Annotated in this window: 11 protein-coding genes, 3 pseudogenes and 1 CRISPR repeat array; of the genes and pseudogenes, 10 read left to right on the forward strand and 4 right to left on the reverse strand. The window is 56.8% G+C overall.

The window, feature by feature from the left end:
- Positions 1-8: 8 nt before the first annotated feature.
- The 3 genes from PVA48_RS12915 to katE all read right to left on the reverse strand — a co-directional run bounded on the left by PVA48_RS12915 (position 9) and on the right by katE (position 4,261).
- Complete coding sequence (locus PVA48_RS12915) at positions 9-356, reverse strand: hypothetical protein (protein ID WP_146021085.1); 348 nt, start codon at positions 354-356, stop codon at positions 9-11.
- A 56-nt stretch (positions 357-412) separates the two neighbouring features.
- Entirely contained in the window at positions 413-1,555 is a 1,143-nt protein-coding gene (locus tag PVA48_RS12920) for a hypothetical protein (protein WP_102722441.1), read from the reverse strand.
- 450 nt (positions 1,556-2,005) lie between these two features.
- Positions 2,006-4,261 (reverse strand): catalase HPII, encoded by a 2,256-nt coding sequence (gene katE / locus PVA48_RS12925; RefSeq protein ID WP_423232533.1) that lies wholly within the window; start codon positions 4,259-4,261, stop codon positions 2,006-2,008.
- 191 nt (positions 4,262-4,452) lie between these two features.
- Between katE and PVA48_RS12930 the strand changes: the two genes are divergently transcribed.
- The 7 genes and pseudogenes from PVA48_RS12930 to PVA48_RS12960 all read left to right on the forward strand — a co-directional run bounded on the left by PVA48_RS12930 (position 4,453) and on the right by PVA48_RS12960 (position 12,187).
- The gene (locus PVA48_RS12930; RefSeq protein ID WP_102727145.1) at positions 4,453-5,088 is read left to right on the forward strand and encodes a hypothetical protein; all 636 of its coding nucleotides are present in this window, start codon (positions 4,453-4,455) and stop codon (positions 5,086-5,088) included.
- A 240-nt stretch (positions 5,089-5,328) separates the two neighbouring features.
- The gene (locus tag PVA48_RS12935) at positions 5,329-5,778 is read left to right on the forward strand and encodes a protein jag (RefSeq protein ID WP_022395960.1); all 450 of its coding nucleotides are present in this window, start codon (positions 5,329-5,331) and stop codon (positions 5,776-5,778) included.
- Between the two features lie 14 nt (positions 5,779-5,792).
- Positions 5,793-6,782: a hypothetical protein gene (locus PVA48_RS12940; protein ID WP_102728121.1), complete on the forward strand. Its 990-nt coding sequence runs from the start codon at positions 5,793-5,795 to the stop codon at positions 6,780-6,782.
- 159 nt (positions 6,783-6,941) lie between these two features.
- Positions 6,942-8,783 (forward strand): proline dehydrogenase family protein, encoded by a 1,842-nt coding sequence (locus tag PVA48_RS12945; protein WP_423231861.1) that lies wholly within the window; start codon positions 6,942-6,944, stop codon positions 8,781-8,783.
- Positions 8,777-9,196 carry an aldehyde dehydrogenase family protein gene (locus PVA48_RS12950; RefSeq protein WP_423231862.1) on the forward strand — a complete coding sequence of 140 codons (420 nt, stop codon included), beginning with the start codon at positions 8,777-8,779 and terminating at the stop codon, positions 9,194-9,196. Before PVA48_RS12945 ends, PVA48_RS12950 begins: the two co-directional genes overlap by 7 nt.
- The gene (locus PVA48_RS12955) at positions 9,108-10,523 is read left to right on the forward strand and encodes an aldehyde dehydrogenase family protein (protein ID WP_423231863.1); all 1,416 of its coding nucleotides are present in this window, start codon (positions 9,108-9,110) and stop codon (positions 10,521-10,523) included. The genes PVA48_RS12950 and PVA48_RS12955 overlap by 89 nt, the downstream gene beginning before the upstream one ends.
- Positions 10,524-11,034: 511 nt before the next feature.
- Positions 11,035-12,187, forward strand: a pseudogene (locus PVA48_RS12960) (acyltransferase).
- Positions 12,188-12,585: 398 nt separating this feature from the next.
- Positions 12,586-14,825: a CRISPR direct-repeat array (repeat unit 31 nt; unit sequence GTCGCACTCTCACGAGTGCGTGGATTGAAAC).
- Positions 14,826-15,003: 178 nt separating this feature from the next.
- Here the strand turns inward: PVA48_RS12960 and PVA48_RS12965 are convergent.
- Positions 15,004-15,863: pseudogene (locus PVA48_RS12965) on the reverse strand (AraC family transcriptional regulator N-terminal domain-containing protein).
- Between the two features lie 260 nt (positions 15,864-16,123).
- Between PVA48_RS12965 and PVA48_RS12970 the strand changes: the two are divergent.
- The 3 genes and pseudogenes from PVA48_RS12970 to PVA48_RS12980 all read left to right on the forward strand — a co-directional run bounded on the left by PVA48_RS12970 (position 16,124) and on the right by PVA48_RS12980 (position 19,562).
- On the forward strand, positions 16,124-17,188 hold the full coding sequence (locus PVA48_RS12970) for an alpha/beta hydrolase (RefSeq protein WP_022397216.1): 1,065 nt from the start codon (positions 16,124-16,126) through the stop codon (positions 17,186-17,188).
- A gap of 278 nt (positions 17,189-17,466) precedes the next feature.
- Complete coding sequence (locus PVA48_RS12975) at positions 17,467-18,027, forward strand: sugar O-acetyltransferase (RefSeq protein WP_102727150.1); 561 nt, start codon at positions 17,467-17,469, stop codon at positions 18,025-18,027.
- A 708-nt stretch (positions 18,028-18,735) separates the two neighbouring features.
- Positions 18,736-19,562 (forward strand): annotated as a pseudogene (locus tag PVA48_RS12980) (aldo/keto reductase).
- The last annotated feature ends 153 nt before the right edge of the window (positions 19,563-19,715 follow it).

The raw sequence follows: 19,715 nt of genomic DNA on the forward strand, positions 1-19,715 counted from the left end.
TCAATCTATTATTTAGTAAAATGCTTGAAAAAATCTACAGCGGCGGAGTTCATGAGCACAAAATCCGGATAATGGACGGAGGTGAATCTCCGGTGTCCTCCGCTTTCATTGACGGCGTCAACCGTCAGGACCACACCCTCCGTCATCTCAATAGGACTTTCCTGCTCTCCTTCCGGAACCTTGGAAATGAACTGCTCCACTCTCGCCCACACCTGTTGGACCTGCCAGGGCGCGCCCATGGAGACAAGGGCTTCCACCACAGCTTCCAGGGCCGGAGCATGAGAAGGAGGAATGTCGTTCTCCGTGTAAATGCGGGACTCTATAAAACCTCCGGAAGAGGGAAAAACGGCAGTCATGTTCAATTTGTCCCATTCTCCCAACAATGGGAATTGTATTTGTATTTGTGCTTTCATCATGATTTAACTTCCATCATTTCACACCATTCCGCCACTACGGATTTTTCCCCGTAAAGGCCTGTGTAAGTTTTTAACGGCTCCACTCCGACCTCCAGCGCTTCTCTATCACATAATAGCCTTATATTTTGCATGTTGACACAATTGTGATAGGATGAGGTGAGCCATGTGTTTTCACAAATGCGGTAGGCCTCCAGCCGGCCTGCCGTCTTTTCGTTGGTTCCCACAACCCATATACCCCCATTACCGTCATTTCCCCATCCTATCGCAATCCCCCGCAGCCTGAAATTGTCAGGCAGCAGCGCCGTCTTGCTCAACAGCTCTACCTGTTTGGTGTTGTGATTAAATCTGCAAAGCCTCCCGCGCGCGGGAATTTTGTTGTCCTGGTCCGCGAGCTGGTCTCCAAAATAAACATCCCACCACATGGATACACCTTCCGTAGGGCTGGAAAACGGATAATCGTCAGGTCCGGACCACTCCTCATTAAGCGTGACATTCAACAATCCGCCAGCGACAACCTGGAACATGCGCTGATATCCCAAACCGGTAGTCAGTGGTAAAAAAACTCCGGTCACAGCGGTATAAGACCCCCCACGATCGCTTTCCTGCCCAAAAGGCGCGCATCGGAAATTAAAATCCACCCAGCCATTTTCCGTTGCCGGTTTAGGCCAATAGGTAGCCAGCCAGGAAAACGGCGAGAGCAATTTACCAAACGGAGGCGTGGAAAAATTGAAATAATTCCGAGCGGCTCCATTGGAAATCTCGTTAAGTACCCTGACCTCATGTTTTCGCGCCGCGTCCGTTTCCGTGACAGGATCAACCGGAATATTGATGCCGCCGTTGGCGTTGTAGGTCCCTGCCGTCGTCAGGCTTCCTGCAAGCGTCATATTGCCACTCTCATCCAAGTGGGGAGCGGTATTCCATCGGTTGCGCTCCTCTTCCGTGATATGGACTGACGCGTCCGCTTTGTGGGCATCGAATGTTTCCGTGCTTACTTTGGAATTAACTTCAGATGCTTCAGCCTTGGAGTTCCAGGCCGTTCGTTCATCCTCTGTGATGTGAACGGAATTATTTTTTTCATGCTCATAAAAATCATTATGGGCCGTCAGTAAAATTCCGTTGATGGAGGTAATTTTATCCATGATTTTTGTTTATTATTGGTTGTAGTGAGGTAGTTGAACAACTTTGGCGCCTCCTTATCCATGATGAACTCCGGCTCATCCGGCATGGAAGGCCTGCACATTCCATGCGGGCTGGCTTCTTCAACGGTCAGGGCAACTCTGGACGGGATTCATGAGAATCTACCCTTCCTTCGGTTGCGGATGGGCTGAAATTTGATCCAGCGGCGCCCTGGCTTGAAGTGCCTTACATTCCCCGGATAAAATGGAAACGGTTGAAACCCACTTCGGAAAAAATCTACGGCTGTCCCGGAGAAAGGTCATCCCGCATGGAACGTTAAGACTGCATGAATGCTGCTTTTGCCTGGAGCATCATTTGGACGTCTGCCGTTATGGATAAAAAAGCTGCCGCACCTTTCGGTGCGGCAGCCCCTGTTTAATGATGTATTGAATCGGTTTCTGAATGGGAATGAATCAGGCGCCGAAATCCAGCGCCTTGGGTTCGCGGGCCCAGACGCGGTGTTGTTTCATGGCCGTGATGAAAGGTTTCATCAGGGCCTTGGTGTCTTTCGGCGTGAGCAGCCCGGCGTCGTCCATATCCCGGGGCAGGTCCGTTGCTTCCAGCATTTCACTGGCGTCGCCGGGCAGGCCGATGGCTTTCAGGTGCCGGTATGCCTGGCGCAGGTGGTACTTGGCGTCTCCGTTCATCAGGAGCGTTTTAATGCTCTGCTCTCCTTCCGGCACGATGACGGCGTCAAACACGACGGAGGGGTTGCCGGACAGGGTGCCGTCCACAAGCAGGTCTTTCCCTTCCTCCGTATTCACGCTTCCCATGTGCGGGGCAAGAATCTGGGGGTGCACGCCTTCCTTGTGCAGGGCGCTGCAGATTTCCTCCACGGATTTCAGGCTGACGCCGTCCGCCGCCAGCAGGGAGACGCGCATGCCCTTGAGGTTGCCGTCCGGGTTGGCGTACAGGCTCAGCGCCGGGTCTTTTTCCAGGCCGCAGACCGGTTTGGGCAGTTCCCGGTTAAGCTGTTCCTCCGTGAGTTCAATGCCCAGGTTTTTAGCTACTCCGGCTGCCAGGTTTGGGTCAATGCGCGTCAGCAGGTCCACTACCCGTTCCCGGATGTACGGGCGCGTCACCTTACCTACTTCAAAGCTGAAGGCGTCAATGATGTGCCTTTGCTCCACGGGAGTCTGGCTCATCCAGAACAGGCGGGGCTGGGCATAGTATTCCGCGAAGGAGGGGCTCCTGAGACGTTCCTTGACGCCGCTCACCGGCTGGGGGGCGGTGGAGAAACCGCCTTCTTCCGGGGGCGTTTCACGCGGCCAGTTGTCCCCGATGGAGTTGGGATTGTAGTTGGCCGGAGCGGTGTCTATCTGCATGCGGTGGAAGCCGTCCCTCTGGTTATTGTGGAAGGGGCAGACGGGCCGGTTGATGGGGATTTCCGTAAAGTTGGCTCCGCCCAGGCGGTGCCGCTGGGTGTCGCTGTAGGAGAAGATGCGGCCCTGAAGTAGCGGGTCGTCGGAAAAATCGATGCCCGGCACGATGTTGGCGGGGCAGAAGGCGACCTGTTCCGTTTCCGTAAAGAAGTTGTCCGGGTTGCGGTCCAGCACCATCTTGCCGACGATTTCCACGGGAACCAGCGCTTCCGGAATGAGCTTGGTGGCGTCCAGAATATCGAAGTCGAATTTGTCTGCGTCCTCTTCCGGAATGAGCTGCAAACCGAGTTCGAATTCCGGATAATCCCCGGCTTCAATAGATTGCCAGAGATCCTTGCGGTGGAAGTCCGGATCGCGTCCTGTCAACGCCTGGGACTCATCCCAGATCAGGGATTTTTTACCATACGCCGGTTTCCAGTGGAAGCGGACGAAGGTGCTTTTCCCTTCTTCATTGACCAGCTTGTACGTGTGAATGCCGAAGCCTTCAATGGTCCGGTAACTCCGGGGAATGCCGCGGTCGGACATGAGCCACATGACGTTGTGCAGGGTTTCAGGCTGAAGGGAAACATAATCCCAGAAGGAGTCGTGGGCCGTCTGCCCCTGAGGCATTTCATTGTGGGGCTCCGGCTTGACGGCATGGACGAAATCCGGGAATTTGATGGCGTCCTGAATGAAAAAGACGGGCGTGTCGTTGCCCACCAGGTCATAGTTGCCTTCCTTGGTATAGAACTTGGTGGCGAAGCCGCGGATGTCCCTCACCGTATCCGGAGATCCTCGGAAGCCCTGCACGTTGGAAAAACGCACAAAGACCGGGGTCTTTTCTCCCGGATCCTGCAGAAAGCCCGCCTTGGTGTACTTGGAAAGGGACTTGTATACCTGAAAATAGCCATGTGCCCCGGAACCTCTTGCGTGAACCACGCGTTCCGGTATCCGCTCCTGGTCAAAATGAGCCATTTTTTCCAGAAAGTGGAAGTCTTCAAGCAGAGAGGGGCCTCTGCTTCCGGCTTTAAGTGTATTTTGGTCATTGGCTATTTTAACTCCCAGGTTGCTTGTGAGCGGCTGGTCCATGCCGTTGGAGCGCATGGTGTCCAGATCCTTGATTTTTTCCGTGGTATTGTCCGGCATTTTCATGGAGCCGGGAGCGGAGGGTTCCGCATTGGGCGGCGTAGGCTTCGGAGTGGGCTTGATCAGCTCCGGATCAATCGTATCCGTGTAATGGGGTTCCGCTTCCTTTCCGTCGGTGAAAGGAGCGAGGCTGTCTTCCATGGGCGGCGTCTTTTTTTTCATTTGCTTGTTCATGATGGGACCGAATTTCTTCTATACGGGTAAGGGTTCGACTTCTCTTTTTCCGGTGATGTTCTGTCATGTTTTGTCAGCAGCCTCCGTTCAGGGATGATGGAGATTCGTTGAAAAGAACTCGACTTGAAACGTTTATATGATAGAGAATGGCATCTATGGAAAAGGCTTGTTTGATTGGCATGGCTTTTCTGCCTGTGGTCCATGCTTCATTCGCAGCAGGGCAGCAGGCGGAAGACCGCGGGGATGTAGCCGTGGACACGCGGACGGCGTTCGGGAAGCCTCCGCGTTCCCTGCATCTGGAACCGGTGGAGAGCCTCTCAGTGCCGAAAAATCCGGATATTCCCTACGGCATGATTAGCCGCGTGCATCTCTATGCCGACCGCTCCCATGGCTCGGGTGAAGATTCAATTTATCTGGTGGCGGAAATGAATTTCTGCGGGGAAGACGGGGACCAGCCCCATATTGTGGGAATCTTTGCCGGTTCTCCCGCAGGGGAACCGTGCATGAGGCTGGTGGACCTGGACAGGGACGGCATTCCTGAACTGGTTCTGGTTCATGAAGCGGGAGCAGGAGCTTCATATATGCGCATTTTCCGCATTTCCCAAGAACCGAATGTCTCCGACGATAAGAGCTGCATCTCCGCCTCTGCCATGCTGAAGCAGGTGGGCTGCTGCCGCACGGGAATGGGAACCGTCAGGCTGGAGGATGACGGAACGGTGGTGGTAAAGACTTATCCGGAAGGAGGAAAAATTCCGGCATCCGTGAAAAAATACCGTCTGGAACAGGGGGCGGACGGAATGAAGGAGGTGGAATAAACAGGAGCGGAGCAGGGGAAGCCGGAATAGGAGGGAGCAGCGCAGCGGCGTTTCCGGCGCAGCGGGACGGGGGTACGCTGCGTACATGAAATGGGACGGAACTTCCACAAATTTTCATAGACGCGGGGAATAAATAGGTTATGATTTTTATGTCAATCGGGTATTGGAAAAAAGGCTCATGCCGTTATGGCGCGGGGCGGCTTTTCCGGTATGGAACCATTTTCCTATTGAATTAAAGTGATGACGGTGCAAGAAATAGCTGAACAGAGTTTGAAGAGCCTTCTGGCCTCCCTGGGTTTTTCCGCGGATATTGAAGTAACGGAGGCGGACGGCATCGTGTGCCTGAATATTTCCTCCCCGGATTCCCAGTACATCATCGGGGGAGACGGGGACAGACTGGACGACCTCCAGTACCTGGTCAACCGCATGATCCAGCGCAAGATGGAGGATGCACCCCGCGTGAAGGTGGATTGCGATCACTACCGGGAACGCAACGAGGCCCGCCTGCTGGAAAAGGCCCGTTCCCTGGCCGAACGCGTGCAGGAGAGCGGCAAGCCGATGAAGATGCAGCCGCTGAACGCCTACCACCGCCGCCTGGTGCACAATGCCCTTCAATCCATGGAAGGCATTGCGACGGAATCCGAGGAAGGCGACGGCCGTTACAAGCGCATTACCATCCGGCGCGCCTGAAGCCGGCAGTTTTCATGAAGGTTGCAGCGGTTATTGCGTCTGTTTGCCTGGCGCTGGTGACGGCGGTTCCGGGCCGTGCGGAAGCGGAGGATTCCCCCGCTTCCTGCGCCCCGCCTCCTTCTCCGCCGCCTCCCGTGCTGGTGGTGTACGGTTCTGCGGAGCCCGGCGCGGCGGAAGCCCGCTGGCTGAAGGCGCTCCGTCCAGGAACGGAAGAACGCCGTGCGCTGGATGAACATGTCCGTGACGTGCAGTTTGTCACAGTGCCCAAACGTCCCTCCGTGAAGGATTGGGAAGAAGGCGGCAGCCTGTCCCGTGCGGCGGAGCATGGCGTGCGCGTGCTGCCTGCGGTGGTTTTGCTTGATTCCAGGGGGCGTGTATTTGACTTGGTGGAAGGGGGAGCGCATGCCGCATCCCTGCGGGAAAAGGCGGCCCTGCTGGCGGACAAGGCCCGGCGCGTGCGCCCGGTGACTTTGGTGAATGACGTTCCGAAGGGTGGAGACCCTGCGGAGGAGGCCGCCGCCATTTGCCGGGCGTTGGAACCGGTGCCGGCGGAAGCCTGGTTCCGGGATTATCCGGGAACGATGAAACGCCTGGAAAAACTGAATTGCACGGTTCCGGCCTTTCTGAACGCCCGCGCGGCAGCCCGCCGCCTGGAGAAAAACCGGGAAACGGCGGCGCTCCTCTGCGAATCCTTCCAGGCCTGTGATGCCCCTTCCATCCGGAAATGCCTGGAAGCGTGGCGGAAAAGGGCGGATGATCCCTCCCTTCCCCTGGAAGAACGCCAGTTGATCCTGCTCTCCATGGTGCATCCCCTCTGGGTCCGGCTGGAAGAAGCGCTGTACCGGGACGCCCACACGGCGGAGAGTGAGGAGGCTTTCAACCGGGCGGTTGCCGTTCTGGAGGAAGTGCGGGACATGGACCGCGCCAGCGTTTGCGGCAGGCGCGCGCACCAGCTCCGGGAAGAGCTGAGGAGGGCTCGCCTGGCTGCCGCGCGGTATGATTGATGCGGTTTTCCGGAGCTTCCGGAAACGGACAGGAAGGGTTCCCGGTTGCCGTCACGGAATCAAGGGACGCGTTTTTTCTTCGTGATTCCCTTCTCCACAGGAAGGGCCCGGCAAATTGGCTTGATTTTGCCCCTGTCCGGGGCTAGTCTTCGGACCGTTATGACAGACTCATCCATCCCGGACATGATGGCGGCGGCGCGCCGTGACAAATGGACTGACCAGCAACTGGCCGCCAAGGCTGTGGAACTGGCGGAATCCATTCTGAAACAGTCGAATGCCGGGATGCGCAGGAAGGAGAAAAAGCAGGCGGAGCAGATGGAGCGCATGATGAACGACCCTGCGGGCAAGGCCTTTACGCTGGCGTTGGCGGACCGCGTGTTCCGCCCTTCCTCGCCGGCGCGGGGCGCGGAGCTGTTCCGCTACCTGCTGGACGGCTACGGTATTCCCCGTTATTTGTCCGCCGCGGACCGGTTCGCCATGAAGCTGGGGGACAAATTCTCCGTACAATTTCCCGGCGTAGTGATGCCCATGATTACCAGCCAGTTGCGGAAGGAGAGCTCCAACGTGATTCTTCCGGCGGAGGATGGAAAACTGCGCTCCCACCTGCGCCGCAGGCGCAAGGCCGGCATCCGGATGAACATCAACCAGCTGGGAGAGGCCATTCTGGGTGAAAGCGAGGCCCACCACCGCCTCCAGCAGGTCGTGGACCGCCTGGCGGACAAGGACTGCGACTATATTTCCGTCAAGATTTCAGCCATTTTCAGCCAGATTCATCTGGTGGCCTTTGAAGAAACCGTGCAGCTGATTCAGGAGCGCCTGCGCATCCTGTACCGGGCGGCCATCACGAATGCGGTGACACTGCCGGACGGCTCCAAAAGACCCAAATTCGTGAATCTGGACATGGAGGAATACCGTGACCTCCACCTGACGGCGGAAGCGTTCAAGCGCACGCTGATGGAGGATGAATTCATGCAGATGGAAGCCGGGATTGTGCTCCAGGCTTATTTGCCGGACTCCTGGGAGGAACAAATGAAGCTGTGCGCCTGGGCGAAGGAGCGGGTGGAGAAGGGCGGCGCGCGCATCAAGATACGCCTGGTGAAAGGCGCCAACCTGGCGATGGAGAAAGTGGAGGCCTCCATGCATGACTGGGCGCAGGCCCCATACGGCACGAAGGCCCAGGTGGACGCCAACTACAAGAGAATGCTCCATTACGGCTGCATGCCGGAGAACGCTAGATATGTGCAGTTCGGCGTTGCCTCCCACAACCTGTTTGACTTGTGTTATGCCATGCTGCTGCGTGAGCGGGAAGGCGTCCGGGACCATGTGGAATTTGAAATGCTGGAGGGGATGGCGAACCATCAGGCGCGCGTCATCCGCCAGGCGGCGGACGGCCTGCTGCTGTATGCCCCTGTGGTGCTGAAGGAAGACTTCCACAGCGCGATTGCCTACCTGGTGCGGCGGCTGGATGAAAACACCAGTGAGGAAAACTTCCTGCATGACCTCTTCGGCATGACGCCGGGCTCCCGGAGCTGGGAGGCGCAAAAAAAGCGGTTCTTAAAAGCCTGCCAGGAGAAGGACGACGTGAAATACGGCCCCAACCGTACGCAGAACCGCGCTACGGACCCCGTGCAGCCCACGCATTACCGGGACGCCTTTGCCAATGAGCGTGATACGGACTGGTCCCTGCGGCAGAATGCGGAATGGATCAACGGCCTGATTGCCGCGGAAAAGGAAAAATCCGGCGAGGAAATTCCCCTGGTCATCAACGGTGAGGAAATCACGACCAACCTGTGGGGCGTGGGGCGCGACCCGTCCCGCCACAATGAAGTCTCCTACAAATTCGCGTATGCGGACTTTGACCAGATTGAACACGCGCTGGACACGGCGGACAAGGCCCGCGCCTCCTGGGCGTCCAAGAGCGTTGGCGAACGCGCTGAAATCCTGCACCAGGCGGCGCAGGAGCTGTCCAGAATCCGGGGGAGGCCATTGCAGCCATGGTGAGGGACGCCGGAAAGGTGCCCACGGAGGCGGACGTGGAAGTGAGTGAGGCCATAGACTTCTGCCGCTATTATGCGGAAGGGCTGGACCGCGATGGCATGAACGACGGCGTGGAAATGACACCGCTGGGTACCGTTTGCGTGATGTCTCCCTGGAACTTTCCCTTCGCCATTCCCACGGGCGGGGTGGCCGCCGCGCTGATGGCGGGGAACACGGTGGTGTTCAAGCCGTCCGAGCTGGCCGTTTATACGGCCTGGCAGATCGTCCAGGCGTTCTGGCGCGCCGGGGTACCTAAGAGCGTGCTTCAATTCGTGCCGATGCCGCGCAATGAAATTTCCCAGCAAATTCCTGATGGATCCGCGCCTGAACGGCATCATCATGACGGGCTCCTACCGCACCGGGAAAATGCTGCGTGAACTGCGGCCGGACCTGCATGTGCTGGCTGAAACCAGCGGGAAGGACGCCATGGTCATCACCGCCACGGCGGACCCGGACCAGGCCGTGAAAGATTTGGTAAAAAGCGCCTTCGGCCATTCCGGGCAGAAATGCTCCGCCGCCAGCGTGGCTATTGTGGAGGCCTCCGTCTATGACAACCCGGCCTTCTTGCGCCAGTTGAAGGATGCCGCAGCCAGCCTGAAGGTGGGGGGCTCCTGGGAGGTCAGCTCCGTGGTGACGCCGCTCATCAAGGAACCGGAAGGCGACCTGCTCCGGGCGCTCACGCAACTGGAACCCGGGGAGGAATGGCTGCTCAAGCCGGAACCCTCGGAAGACAACCCGTGCCTCTGGTCGCCCGGCATCCGGTTGGGCGTGAAGCCTGGAAGCTGGTTCCATCAGACGGAATGCTTCGGCCCGGTGCTGGGCATCATCCGTGCGGAAAACCTGGAGGAAGCCATTGACATCCAGAACGACTCCGAATTCGGCCTCACCGGGGGACTTCAGTCCCTGGATGAACGGGAAATCGCCCTGTGGAAAAGCAAGGTGCAGGTGGGCAATGCGTACATCAACCGCGTCATCACCGGCGCCATCGTGCGCCGCCAGCCGTTCGGCGGGTGGAACCACTCCTCCATGGGGCCCGGCTCCAAGGCCGGCGGCCCCAACTACCTCACCATGCTGGGAAGCTGGGAGGAAAAGGCGCTCCCGCAGAAACTGCGCACGCCGGGGGAACGCATCACCGGGCTGGTGGAAAAGCTGTGCTCCGAACTGCCGGACTGCGCCAAGCGCATCCGTTCCGCGGCCGGTTCCCAGGCCAAGTGGTGGATGGAGGAATTCGGCGTGGAGCATGACCCTTCCCATATCTACGGGGAAAACAACACATTCCGTTACGTACCCGTGAAGGGGATACTGGCCCGTGTGGAAAACATGTCTGACGCTGACGCCGCCATCCTGCTGCTGGGCGCGAAACTGTGCGGAGCAGCCCTGCACCTGAGCGTGGAGGAAGGCCATCCCTGGATTCAGAAAATGAACGGTTACTATGCGTCCCTGACGGTGGAGACGGAAGCCGAACTCATCGACCGGATGCCGGAGGCAGCCCAGGGCGTGAAATTCCTGCGTGGAACGGGCATCTCCGAGGCTCTGGCGAATGCCGCACGCGCCCGGGATGTGGAAGTGCTGGACCGGCCCGTGCTTGCCAACGGACGCCTGGAACTGCTGGGCTATTTCCGGGAACAAGCCGTTTCCGAAACCGTTCACCGCTACGGCAACATCATCCCGCCTCCGGGCAGTTTCAAGACGGCCGGGGCGTGAGGGGAGCCTTGAACCCTGGCTCCCAGGCGGCGTGATTATGAGTATAAAGACAGCGCAGGAAAATGCCCCCGCAGTCCAAACGGAAAACGCCCTCCTGGGAATGAAGGCCGGGCGGCCTTCATTGGATGAACTGCCGCCGAAGCCCTGCGGAGGGATTTTTCTTGCAAGGGCGGGAAAACCGGGCTTACCCGGTTGGGTAAAAGATAAACTCTGCCGGATACAAGAAATTCCCTCCGGCAAACGGTGAAAAGTTAAAGTAGCACGGAAGAGGGCCTGCGGCGTTTATTGCGCCCTTCGGGCGGCAAAAAAGTTGAAATCCACAGGAAACACGGCCTCTTCTGACTGGCTTGCCGCTGTTTTTAGCTTCTTCCCGGGCTTTCTTCCGCTCTCGTAGGCCTGTTCCTGGGCGCTTTTGTTTCTTTTCCCCATTTTGTGATAGAACGTTTCCGGGAAACGGGTATATTTCCTGGAACGTCCGCGACGATGCGGCAATTTTCCCTACCACACATCCATGAGCACCAACCAACCACTGACCTCCCACGGCACCCACATCGCCTGGGTTGACTTCCTGCGCATCCTGGCCTGTTTTCTCGTTGTAGTGGCCCATTGCTGCGATCCGTTCGTAGGCAGTTTTGACGGCACCTTCAACTTTAAATCCGCCGTCTTCTGGGGCAGTCTGGTGCGGCCGTGCGTGCCGCTGTTCGCCATGATCTCCGGCGTGCTGCTCTTTCCCGTCACCATGGAAATGGGCGCTTTTTACTCCAAGCGCCTCAAAAGGGTGCTGATTCCGCTCGTCGTCTGGTCCCTGGTGCTTCCCTTGCTCTACTTCGGCTACTTTGCCGCGGGCGTGCATACGGCCAGCCCCAACATCGTGATGGACAACTACACCTGGAGCGCCACCGTCGGCAAGCTTTACACCTTTCTCTTCAACTTCAACTATGACACCACGCCCCTGTGGTACGTATACATGCTGGTGGGTCTCTACCTCTTCATGCCCATCATGAGCGCGTGGCTGACGCAGGCCAAAAGGAAGGATGTGAAAATCTTCCTGGGCATCTGGGTATTCAGCATGACTCTCCCCTACCTCCAGATGCTTGCCCCGGCGCTGGGCTATGAAGGCAATTACGGCAACATGGGCATTCTGGGCGTTTGCGACTGGAACCCGTACGGCATGTTCTATAACTTTGCCGGCTTCCTGGGGTACATGGTGCTGGCCCATTACCTGGCCAAATACCCGCTGGCCTGGAGCTGGAAAAAGATGCTCGCCATCACTGTTCCCCTCTTCCTGGTCGGCTTTGCCGTCACGTTCTTCGGCTTCCTGGAAACGCAGAAGCACTTCCCCGGCCAATATTCCAAGCTTGAGGTACTCTGGTACTTCTCCGGCATCAACGTCTTCCTGATGACCTTTGCCATCTTTGCCATCGTCAGCAGGCTCAGGATCAAGCCCAGCCCGGTGCTGGGCAAGGTGGCGGCGCTCACCTTCGGCGTGTACCTGTGCCACTTCTTCTTTGTCCAGTGTTCCTATGACTTCGTGAACTTCATTGGAATGGGGGCTCCCCGCCGCCGTGAAAATACCGTTGCTGGCCTGCCTGGCCTCCGCCGTCTCCCTGGCGCTGGTATGGCTGTTGAGCCTGAACAGGTGGACGCGCAAAAGCATTATGTAAACCGCGGATATTTTCCGCAGGGCGCTTCGGGACCACGGCAGTCCCGGGGCGCCTTTTCTTTTGTGGAAAAGAGAATAAGGCGGTTTCCGGGGAGGGGCCTGCAAAATTCTGGACGGGAAAGAGGGAACAGGCTAGGATATTCCTGCATCGTGCACAGGCCCTGGTTGCCGGAGATGTGGGCTTTTTAACGCATGAAAAGCGCGTCTCCCGGTCTCCCTTCCGCCAACCCCAAGCTCACAGAAAATTCCCGGGACACCGGCGATTTACGTAATCCGTTGGGGTTCTAATCTTGACAACTATCATCTCTTTTTTACGGCCTGGAATATGTGTGCCTCCATGGGAGGTTGGCGCAAAACACCCGTTGCGCTGTTGATACTCAAGCCATAGGCGTCCAGGCCGTCGCACTCTCACGAGTGCGTGGATTGAAACCGTCGTGCAGTGCAAACATACATTGCAAAGGAATGTCGCACTCTCACGAGTGCGTGGATTGAAACTAATCTGGTTCAGGACATCTTTACCTCTACGGAAGTCGCACTCTCACGAGTGCGTGGATTGAAACTTTGATTGCCGACTATAAGACGGGGATCAACGCGTCGCACTCTCACGAGTGCGTGGATTGAAACTTCAACAAGGGCACGGGGCGGTGGAGCTACATGAGTCGCACTCTCACGAGTGCGTGGATTGAAACAATACACCCGGATTGACAATCCTGCCCAGGACCCGTCGCACTCTCACGAGTGCGTGGATTGAAACCGCTAGAGTATCATGACGCCAAAGGCGCGCAATTGTCGCACTCTCACGAGTGCGTGGATTGAAACCTCTTCTGGCTAATGCAGTCGGCAGTCTCTCGAGTCGCACTCTCACGAGTGCGTGGATTGAAACGGTATTATGGCGATGCCCAAGGACGGTTGGAATAGTCGCACTCTCACGAGTGCGTGGATTGAAACCTTTCCCGGCAGGGTCTGGCCCTGCGGCCTGATGGTCGCACTCTCACGAGTGCGTGGATTGAAACTCCGGGAACGGGCAATCCGAAGGGGGCTCCTCCCGTCGCACTCTCACGAGTGCGTGGATTGAAACCTCAAGGATTGAATTCAAAGTAGAACACCAGACTGTCGCACTCTCACGAGTGCGTGGATTGAAACCTGTAATATTTGAAGCCATTAAGCTTGAAACGGGTCGCACTCTCACGAGTGCGTGGATTGAAACGGGACCGCGCTGTCCAGAAGCACCTTGCCATGTCGTCGCACTCTCACGAGTGCGTGGATTGAAACTTTTACAAGTTGCCAGCAAGAAAACAGGTATTGAGTCGCACTCTCACGAGTGCGTGGATTGAAACATTGTCACTCTTCCCAAGGCCAACTCCAACGTGGTGTCGCACTCTCACGAGTGCGTGGATTGAAACCATGCTGAAAGCCAGACCTTTACGGAAGACCAGAGTCGCACTCTCACGAGTGCGTGGATTGAAACTTTTACAAGTTGCCAGCAAGAAAACAGGTATTGAGTCGCACTCTCACGAGTGCGTGGATTGAAACCATCATTGCAATCTACAAAGGTAAACCCCATGCGAGTCGCACTCTCACGAGTGCGTGGATTGAAACTTCCCCCATTACTTCATCAACCAATTCAGCATTAGTCGCACTCTCACGAGTGCGTGGATTGAAACTGCTTCAACCATTTTTGCTAGTTCATTCGGCGAAGTCGCACTCTCACGAGTGCGTGGATTGAAACTTTTTAACAAGGTCTTCAACGGTGGCCAGAGCGGGTCGCACTCTCACGAGTGCGTGGATTGAAACATTTTCTTTTTTTTCTATTTGTTGTGCCGGACGGTCGCACTCTCACGAGTGCGTGGATTGAAACCTATTGGCACCTTTGTATTTCAGAGCAGGGAAATGTCGCACTCTCACGAGTGCGTGGATTGAAACAATATATGTTTGAACAACTTGCAATTTCTTCTATTGGTCGCACTCTCACGAGTGCGTGGATTGAAACCTTTCTGATTCTGGCTTCTTCCATTGCCTGAATGTCGCACTCTCACGAGTGCGTGGATTGAAACCGTCCAATCAGCATCAAGGCGCACTTGCAACCCTGTCGCACTCTCACGAGTGCGTGGATTGAAACTTTGTAACCCCTGTTATTATGCTTTTTTTATTAAGTCGCACTCTCACGAGTGCGTGGATTGAAACAGCAGTATTCAGCCATCCGGCTTTATCATCATCCGTCGCACTCTCACGAGTGCGTGGATTGAAACCAAAAACGCGTGGACGACGCCCGCGCCAGCCTCGCGTCGCACTCTCACGAGTGCGTGGATTGAAACCAAAAACGCGTGGACGACGCCCGCGCCAGCCTCGCGTCGCACTCTCACGAGTGCGTGGATTGAAACGATAAGCTTGTATTCCGCCAGGGTGATAGCCTGGTCGCACTCTCACGAGTGCGTGGATTGAAACCGAAAATGAAAGTCCCCTGGCTTATATGGCCTGGTCGCACTCTCACGAGTGCGTGGATTGAAACTTTTCATCACTTCCGCGTCGCCGGAATTGGTGATGTCGCACTCTCACGAGTGCGTGGATTGAAACGGTTCCGGCGGCCCTATCCGTGAAAGCATCTTTAGTCGCACTCTCACGAGTGCGTTAATTGAAAGTCCACATGTCTGCGCGGGGCGCAAGCCGCTCATGCACTGCTTCTTGAAAGAGGAGCAGATCAAAGCTTTATTTTCCGCAACCGTATCGTTTGGTGTTTGGTCTGTTCCCCTGTTATTTTAAGAAAGGACGGTAAGAATCCGTAGTGGAACGGGATGACGGCTCTCTTCCGTTTACCTCTCAGATTGGCATGGTTTGCAGCCTTTTAATGTCCGTCCGCGGCGGGTTGCCGAACATGCGCTTGTATTCCCGGTTGAATTGGGTAGGGCTTTCGTACCCAACGCGGAAGGAGGCGTTTCCTGCGTCCATGTTTTCCACAAGCATCAGGCGGCGGGCCTCATTGAGGCGGATGCGTTTCTGGAATTGAAGCGGGCTGATGGCCGTGAGGGTACGGAAGTGCTGGTGGAAGCTGGACGGGCTCATGCCGGCGCGGCTTGCCAGTTCCCCGATGCTCAACGGCTGGTCGAAGTGCTTTTTTATCCAGTCAATGGCTTTTGCTATCTGGCTGCTATGGCTTTCAGCCACGACAATCTGTCTCAGGCGCCCTCCCTGTTCGTCCATCAGGAGACGGTAATAGATTTCCTGCCGCACCAGGGGAAGGAAGACGGGGATGTCCGCGGGAGTTTCCAGCAGTTCCATCAGGCGTTCCACTGCATTGAGCAGGGCGGGAGTCATTTTGCTGATGCCGATGCCCCGGTCTGTGGGGCGTTCCGGACGCGTGGCCACGCTGTCGTGAAGCATCAGTTGGGAGATTTCCTGTAAATCCAGTTCCAGCGTCAATCCCAGGTAAGGTTTTTCCGGGCTGGCCTCCATGATTTTAGAGACGAGGGGAAGCTCCACGGAGGAAACAACAAAACTTTGCGCATCATATAGGTAGGCTTCGTCCCCCAGCAGGATCTGCTTGGTTCCTTGTGCGATCAGGCAAAGATGGGGGAAAACATATAGCTGTGCGGTTCCGTGGGGGATTCCCAGCGGTGGAGCTCCAGCCCGGGAATGGCCGTGCTCACCTGGTGTTTCCCATACGTCCAGCCTGCAATCATTCCGGCAAGGCGCAGCGGTTTCCGTTGACGGCAAGCAGGAGTTGGCAGGGAGGCGGACGTTTCCCCCTGTTCCTTTTCTTTTTCCTTCATGAAGGCTTCATGTTATTCAAGGCAGGGTGCGGGAGCAACTTCATTTTGTTTCATTTTGCAGGATCAGGCAATAATGCAGGAGGACCGGGCTACCTGTTTTTTCCTCTGCCTGTTAATATTGGCAGGGTCCGGTGGGAACGCCGGAACAATAAAACAGGAAAGAACAACCAATGAATACGAAATTTATCATCACCCGTAACGCCGGAATTCTGGCGGCAACCGCGCTGGGCGCTTTTGCCGTGTCCGGCAGCATGGCTTCTCCGGCGGACAAGCCCTCGGACGCGGACAATTTTTACAAGAGCGGCCGGGTCTCCCAGCAGGAGGTTAAGTTCAATAACCAGTATCGCATGAAGGTGGCCGGGAACCTGTTCCTGCCCAAGGACATGGATAAGGAGGCCAGGTGCCCCGCCATTATCGTGGGCCATCCCATGGGAGCGGTGAAGGAGCAGAGCGCGAACCTGTACGCCGCGAAGATGGCGGAACGGGGATTTGTGACACTGGCCCTGGATTTACCGTTCTGGGGCGGGAGCGACGGAGAACCCAGGAATTCCGTTTCTCCGGATATGTATGCGGAGGCGTTCAGCGCGGCCGCGGATTATTTGGGCACGCGGCCTTTTGTGGACCGGGACCGCATCGGCGTGATCGGGATATGCGGTAGCGGCAGTTTTGCCATCAGCGCCGCCAAGATTGATCCCCGCCTGAAGGCCATTGCGACCGTCAGCATGTACGACATGGGAGCTGCCAGCCGGAACGGTCTCCGGAATTCGCAGACACCCGGTCAGAGAAAGAAGATTCTGGCGGAAGCGGCGGAGCAGCGGTATGTGGAGTTTTCCGGCGGACCCGTCAAGTATACCGGCGGGACTGTGCATGAACTTCGCGAAGATTCCAGTCCCATTGAGCGGGAGTTTTTTGAGTTCTACCGCACTCCCCGCGGCGAGTTTACTCCGGAGGGACAGTCGCCGGAGCTTACCACGCATCCGACGCTTGCCAGCAACGTGAAGTTCATGAATTTCTATCCGTTTTCCGATATTGAGACGATTTCTCCCCGCGCCCTGCTTTTCATCACCGGGGAGGAAGCTCATTCCAGGGAGTTCAGCGAAGACGCCTACAAGCGCGCCGCCGAGCCGAAGGAGCTTTACCGGGTGCCCAGGGCCGGGCATGTGGACCTGTACGACCGGGTGAATATGATCCCTTTTGACAAATTGACGGATTTTTTCAGTAAAAACCTGAAGTGAGGCCTGGTGCTGCCCGGGAGTATCCCATGGAAGCTTTTTCCCGGTAATGTTCCCGGAGCACACGATTAGAGAACGGAAGGAAAGGTTTTATTGGGACCGTGTGAACGGGAGAGCCTCTTTTATTGCATCATTGGCAGAAGGCCATGGCGTACAAGAAGAGTAAGTGGATGGATTTTATTCAGGGTTCTCCGCTTTCCCGTTGCCGGGGCGCCCGGTAGTTCCATGGGCGCGGAATGGTCCATGGATATTGTCACTTGAAGAATTGAAAAGAAAAACAGATGGATATATTGGAAAGAATGCGCCGGGGAGAGTTGATACGGCTGGACGATCCCGAGTACCCGGTCATAGAAGAGTTGATCACGAGGGCCTTCCGCATCACCGGAGAGTTGAATGCGGGCTACCATGATGCCGCAGAGACGCGGGCTGTCATGAGCGAATTGACGGGGGAGTTGATCGATGAAACGACTTGGATCGTGCCGCCTTTTTATACCGATTTCGGCCGTTTTACACGATTCGGCAGGAACGCGTTCGTGAATTGCGGCTGCACGTTCATGGACCGTGGCGGAATCACGATTGGTGACGGCGTGCTGATCGGTCCGGGAGTGAAGCTGATTACGGAGAATCACGCGGAGGAACCGGAATTGCGCCGTCATGTTTATGGGCGCCCCATCGTGATAGGACGGAAGGCGTGGATAGGGGCCGGGGCTACCGTTTTGCCCGGCGTGACGGTGGGGGAAAATGCCATCGTGGCCGCCGGGGCCGTCGTCACCGGGGATGTTCCGGCCAACGCGATTGTAGGCGGCGTTCCGGCCCGGGTTATCAGGAATATCAGGCAATGACGATTCAGGGCGAGCAACGGAAAGGAGCCGCAGATCCCGGGAAATAACGGCGTTGAAATGCCCGTGGAGGGATTAAGGCGTTGACGGATGCCGGCGCCGCGATAAGAAATGGCGTGGACTCCGGTTGATTGATTTTACCTTTGCAGGGCTGAACGGAGAGGGGGCGGCTGCGGTTGTCCGCAGAGGCGGATTTTCCCGGAAGGTACTGTCGCCACACGGAAGGAGGACGGTTATGGCCTGGGCTATCGGCACCGGCAATTTTCAGCCTGAATGGTTCGGAGTACCTCTCCCGCCGTGCGGCTGCCGTTCCTGTGAAGAGCCGGGAGAAATTCTTTTCCGGAAGGAGCGGAGGGATAAAGTTCACGGGAAAGAGGGGAAGTGCCGGAGGGGCGGCCTCCTGCCGAAGAGGGACGGAGAAGATTTTTTCAGGCAGGAGGCGGGGTGCCCCCGCAGCACGTATGACAGGACGGTTGCGCGGGTTTTTTGATGCCGGCATGCCCGGATGGGAGGTTGTTTTAAAATGCGTTCACCAGTAGCATGTTGAGTAATGTTTTAATGAGGGGTGTTTTGCGCCGCGCCGGGAGAAGGGGAGAAGAAGTTGGATGAGGCGGCCATGGGAAACGTCCTGATTCTTGAGCTTTTTCTCGCATGCTGTCAAAGGTTTATACAGCATGGAATTGTACGATCAGGTAGAAAGAATAGTTGATGATGGAACACTCAGTAATTTTTCCGGACCATCGGAAGGTTTGCGCCCTGGGGCAGGGAACTTGGAAGATGGGAAAATCCGCCTTGAGGGAAGCCGAAGAAGTAGAGGCGCTGCGTGCGGGCATTGAGCTTGGCATGAGCGTGGTTGACACGGCGGAGATGTATGGCAACGAGGAGTTGGTGGGAACGGCAATCCGCGGATTGCGCGACCGTGTTTTCCTGGTTACCAAGGTTCTGCCCGGCAACGCCAGCAGGACCGGAACCAAGGCCGCCTGCGAACGGAGCCTGAACAAGCTGCGGACGGATTACGTGGATTTGTTCCTGCTTCACTGGAGCGGTCCCCATCCCATTGAAGATACGGTTGCCTCCATGATTGAGCTGCAGCAGGAGGGTAAGATAAAGGCCTGGGGCGTCAGCAATATGGATGTTCCGGAAATGGAGCGTTTTTATGCCGTCCCGGGGGAGTCTCCTGCGCCGCCAACCAGATTCTTTATAATCTGGCCCATCGCGGCGTGGAGTACGACCTGCTGCCGTGGTGCCGGGAGCGCCACATTCCCGTGATGGCCTATTCGCCTGCGGATGAAGGGCGGCTGTCCCGCAATCCGGTTCTGATGGAGATTGCGCAGAAGCATGAGGCCACCCCGGTGCAGATCGCGCTGGCCTGGATTCTGCGCCGCCCCGGAATGATTGCTATCCCCAAGGCCGGTTCCGTCATGCATGTTCAGCAGAATTACCGGAGCTTGTCCATTAAGCTGACTGCGGAGGATGTGGATTTGCTGGACGAGGCTTTTCCGCCTCCGGGCAGGAAGGTGCATCTGGATTCCTGGTGAGCCATGGTGCGGGCCGGCCCGCGGGCGAAACGGGGCGCACGGATTTTTTCCGCATCATCAGGAGCGCCGCAAGCCCTTGCGTCAACTGGGGCGGAAGGGCGCCAGCGAACGGTTTTTAACACACGCGTGCCCTGTGGATATGATGGGGCATTG

It is taken from the genome of Akkermansia sp. JRP_AM1, assembly GCF_049262625.1.
Taxonomy (GTDB): Bacteria; Verrucomicrobiota; Verrucomicrobiia; order Verrucomicrobiales; family Akkermansiaceae; genus Akkermansia; species Akkermansia massiliensis.

Excerpts from the sequence above, each read along its gene's own strand:
- PVA48_RS12915 (WP_146021085.1), bottom strand. The coding sequence starts at position 356 with ATGACTGCCGTTTTTCCCTCTTCCGGAGGTTTTATAGAGTCCCGCATT.
- PVA48_RS12920 (WP_102722441.1), bottom strand. The coding sequence starts at position 1,555 with ATGGATAAAATTACCTCCATCAACGGAATTTTACTGACGGCCCATAAT.
- katE (WP_423232533.1), bottom strand. The coding sequence starts at position 4,261 with ATGAAAAAAAAGACGCCGCCCATGGAAGACAGCCTCGCTCCTTTCACC.
- PVA48_RS12930 (WP_102727145.1), top strand. The coding sequence starts at position 4,453 with ATGGCTTTTCTGCCTGTGGTCCATGCTTCATTCGCAGCAGGGCAGCAG.
- PVA48_RS12935 (WP_022395960.1), top strand. The coding sequence starts at position 5,329 with ATGACGGTGCAAGAAATAGCTGAACAGAGTTTGAAGAGCCTTCTGGCC.
- PVA48_RS12940 (WP_102728121.1), top strand. The coding sequence starts at position 5,793 with ATGAAGGTTGCAGCGGTTATTGCGTCTGTTTGCCTGGCGCTGGTGACG.
- PVA48_RS12945 (WP_423231861.1), top strand. The coding sequence starts at position 6,942 with ATGACAGACTCATCCATCCCGGACATGATGGCGGCGGCGCGCCGTGAC.
- PVA48_RS12950 (WP_423231862.1), top strand. The coding sequence starts at position 8,777 with ATGGTGAGGGACGCCGGAAAGGTGCCCACGGAGGCGGACGTGGAAGTG.
- PVA48_RS12955 (WP_423231863.1), top strand. The coding sequence starts at position 9,108 with ATGAAATTTCCCAGCAAATTCCTGATGGATCCGCGCCTGAACGGCATC.
- PVA48_RS12970 (WP_022397216.1), top strand. The coding sequence starts at position 16,124 with ATGAATACGAAATTTATCATCACCCGTAACGCCGGAATTCTGGCGGCA.
- PVA48_RS12975 (WP_102727150.1), top strand. The coding sequence starts at position 17,467 with ATGGATATATTGGAAAGAATGCGCCGGGGAGAGTTGATACGGCTGGAC.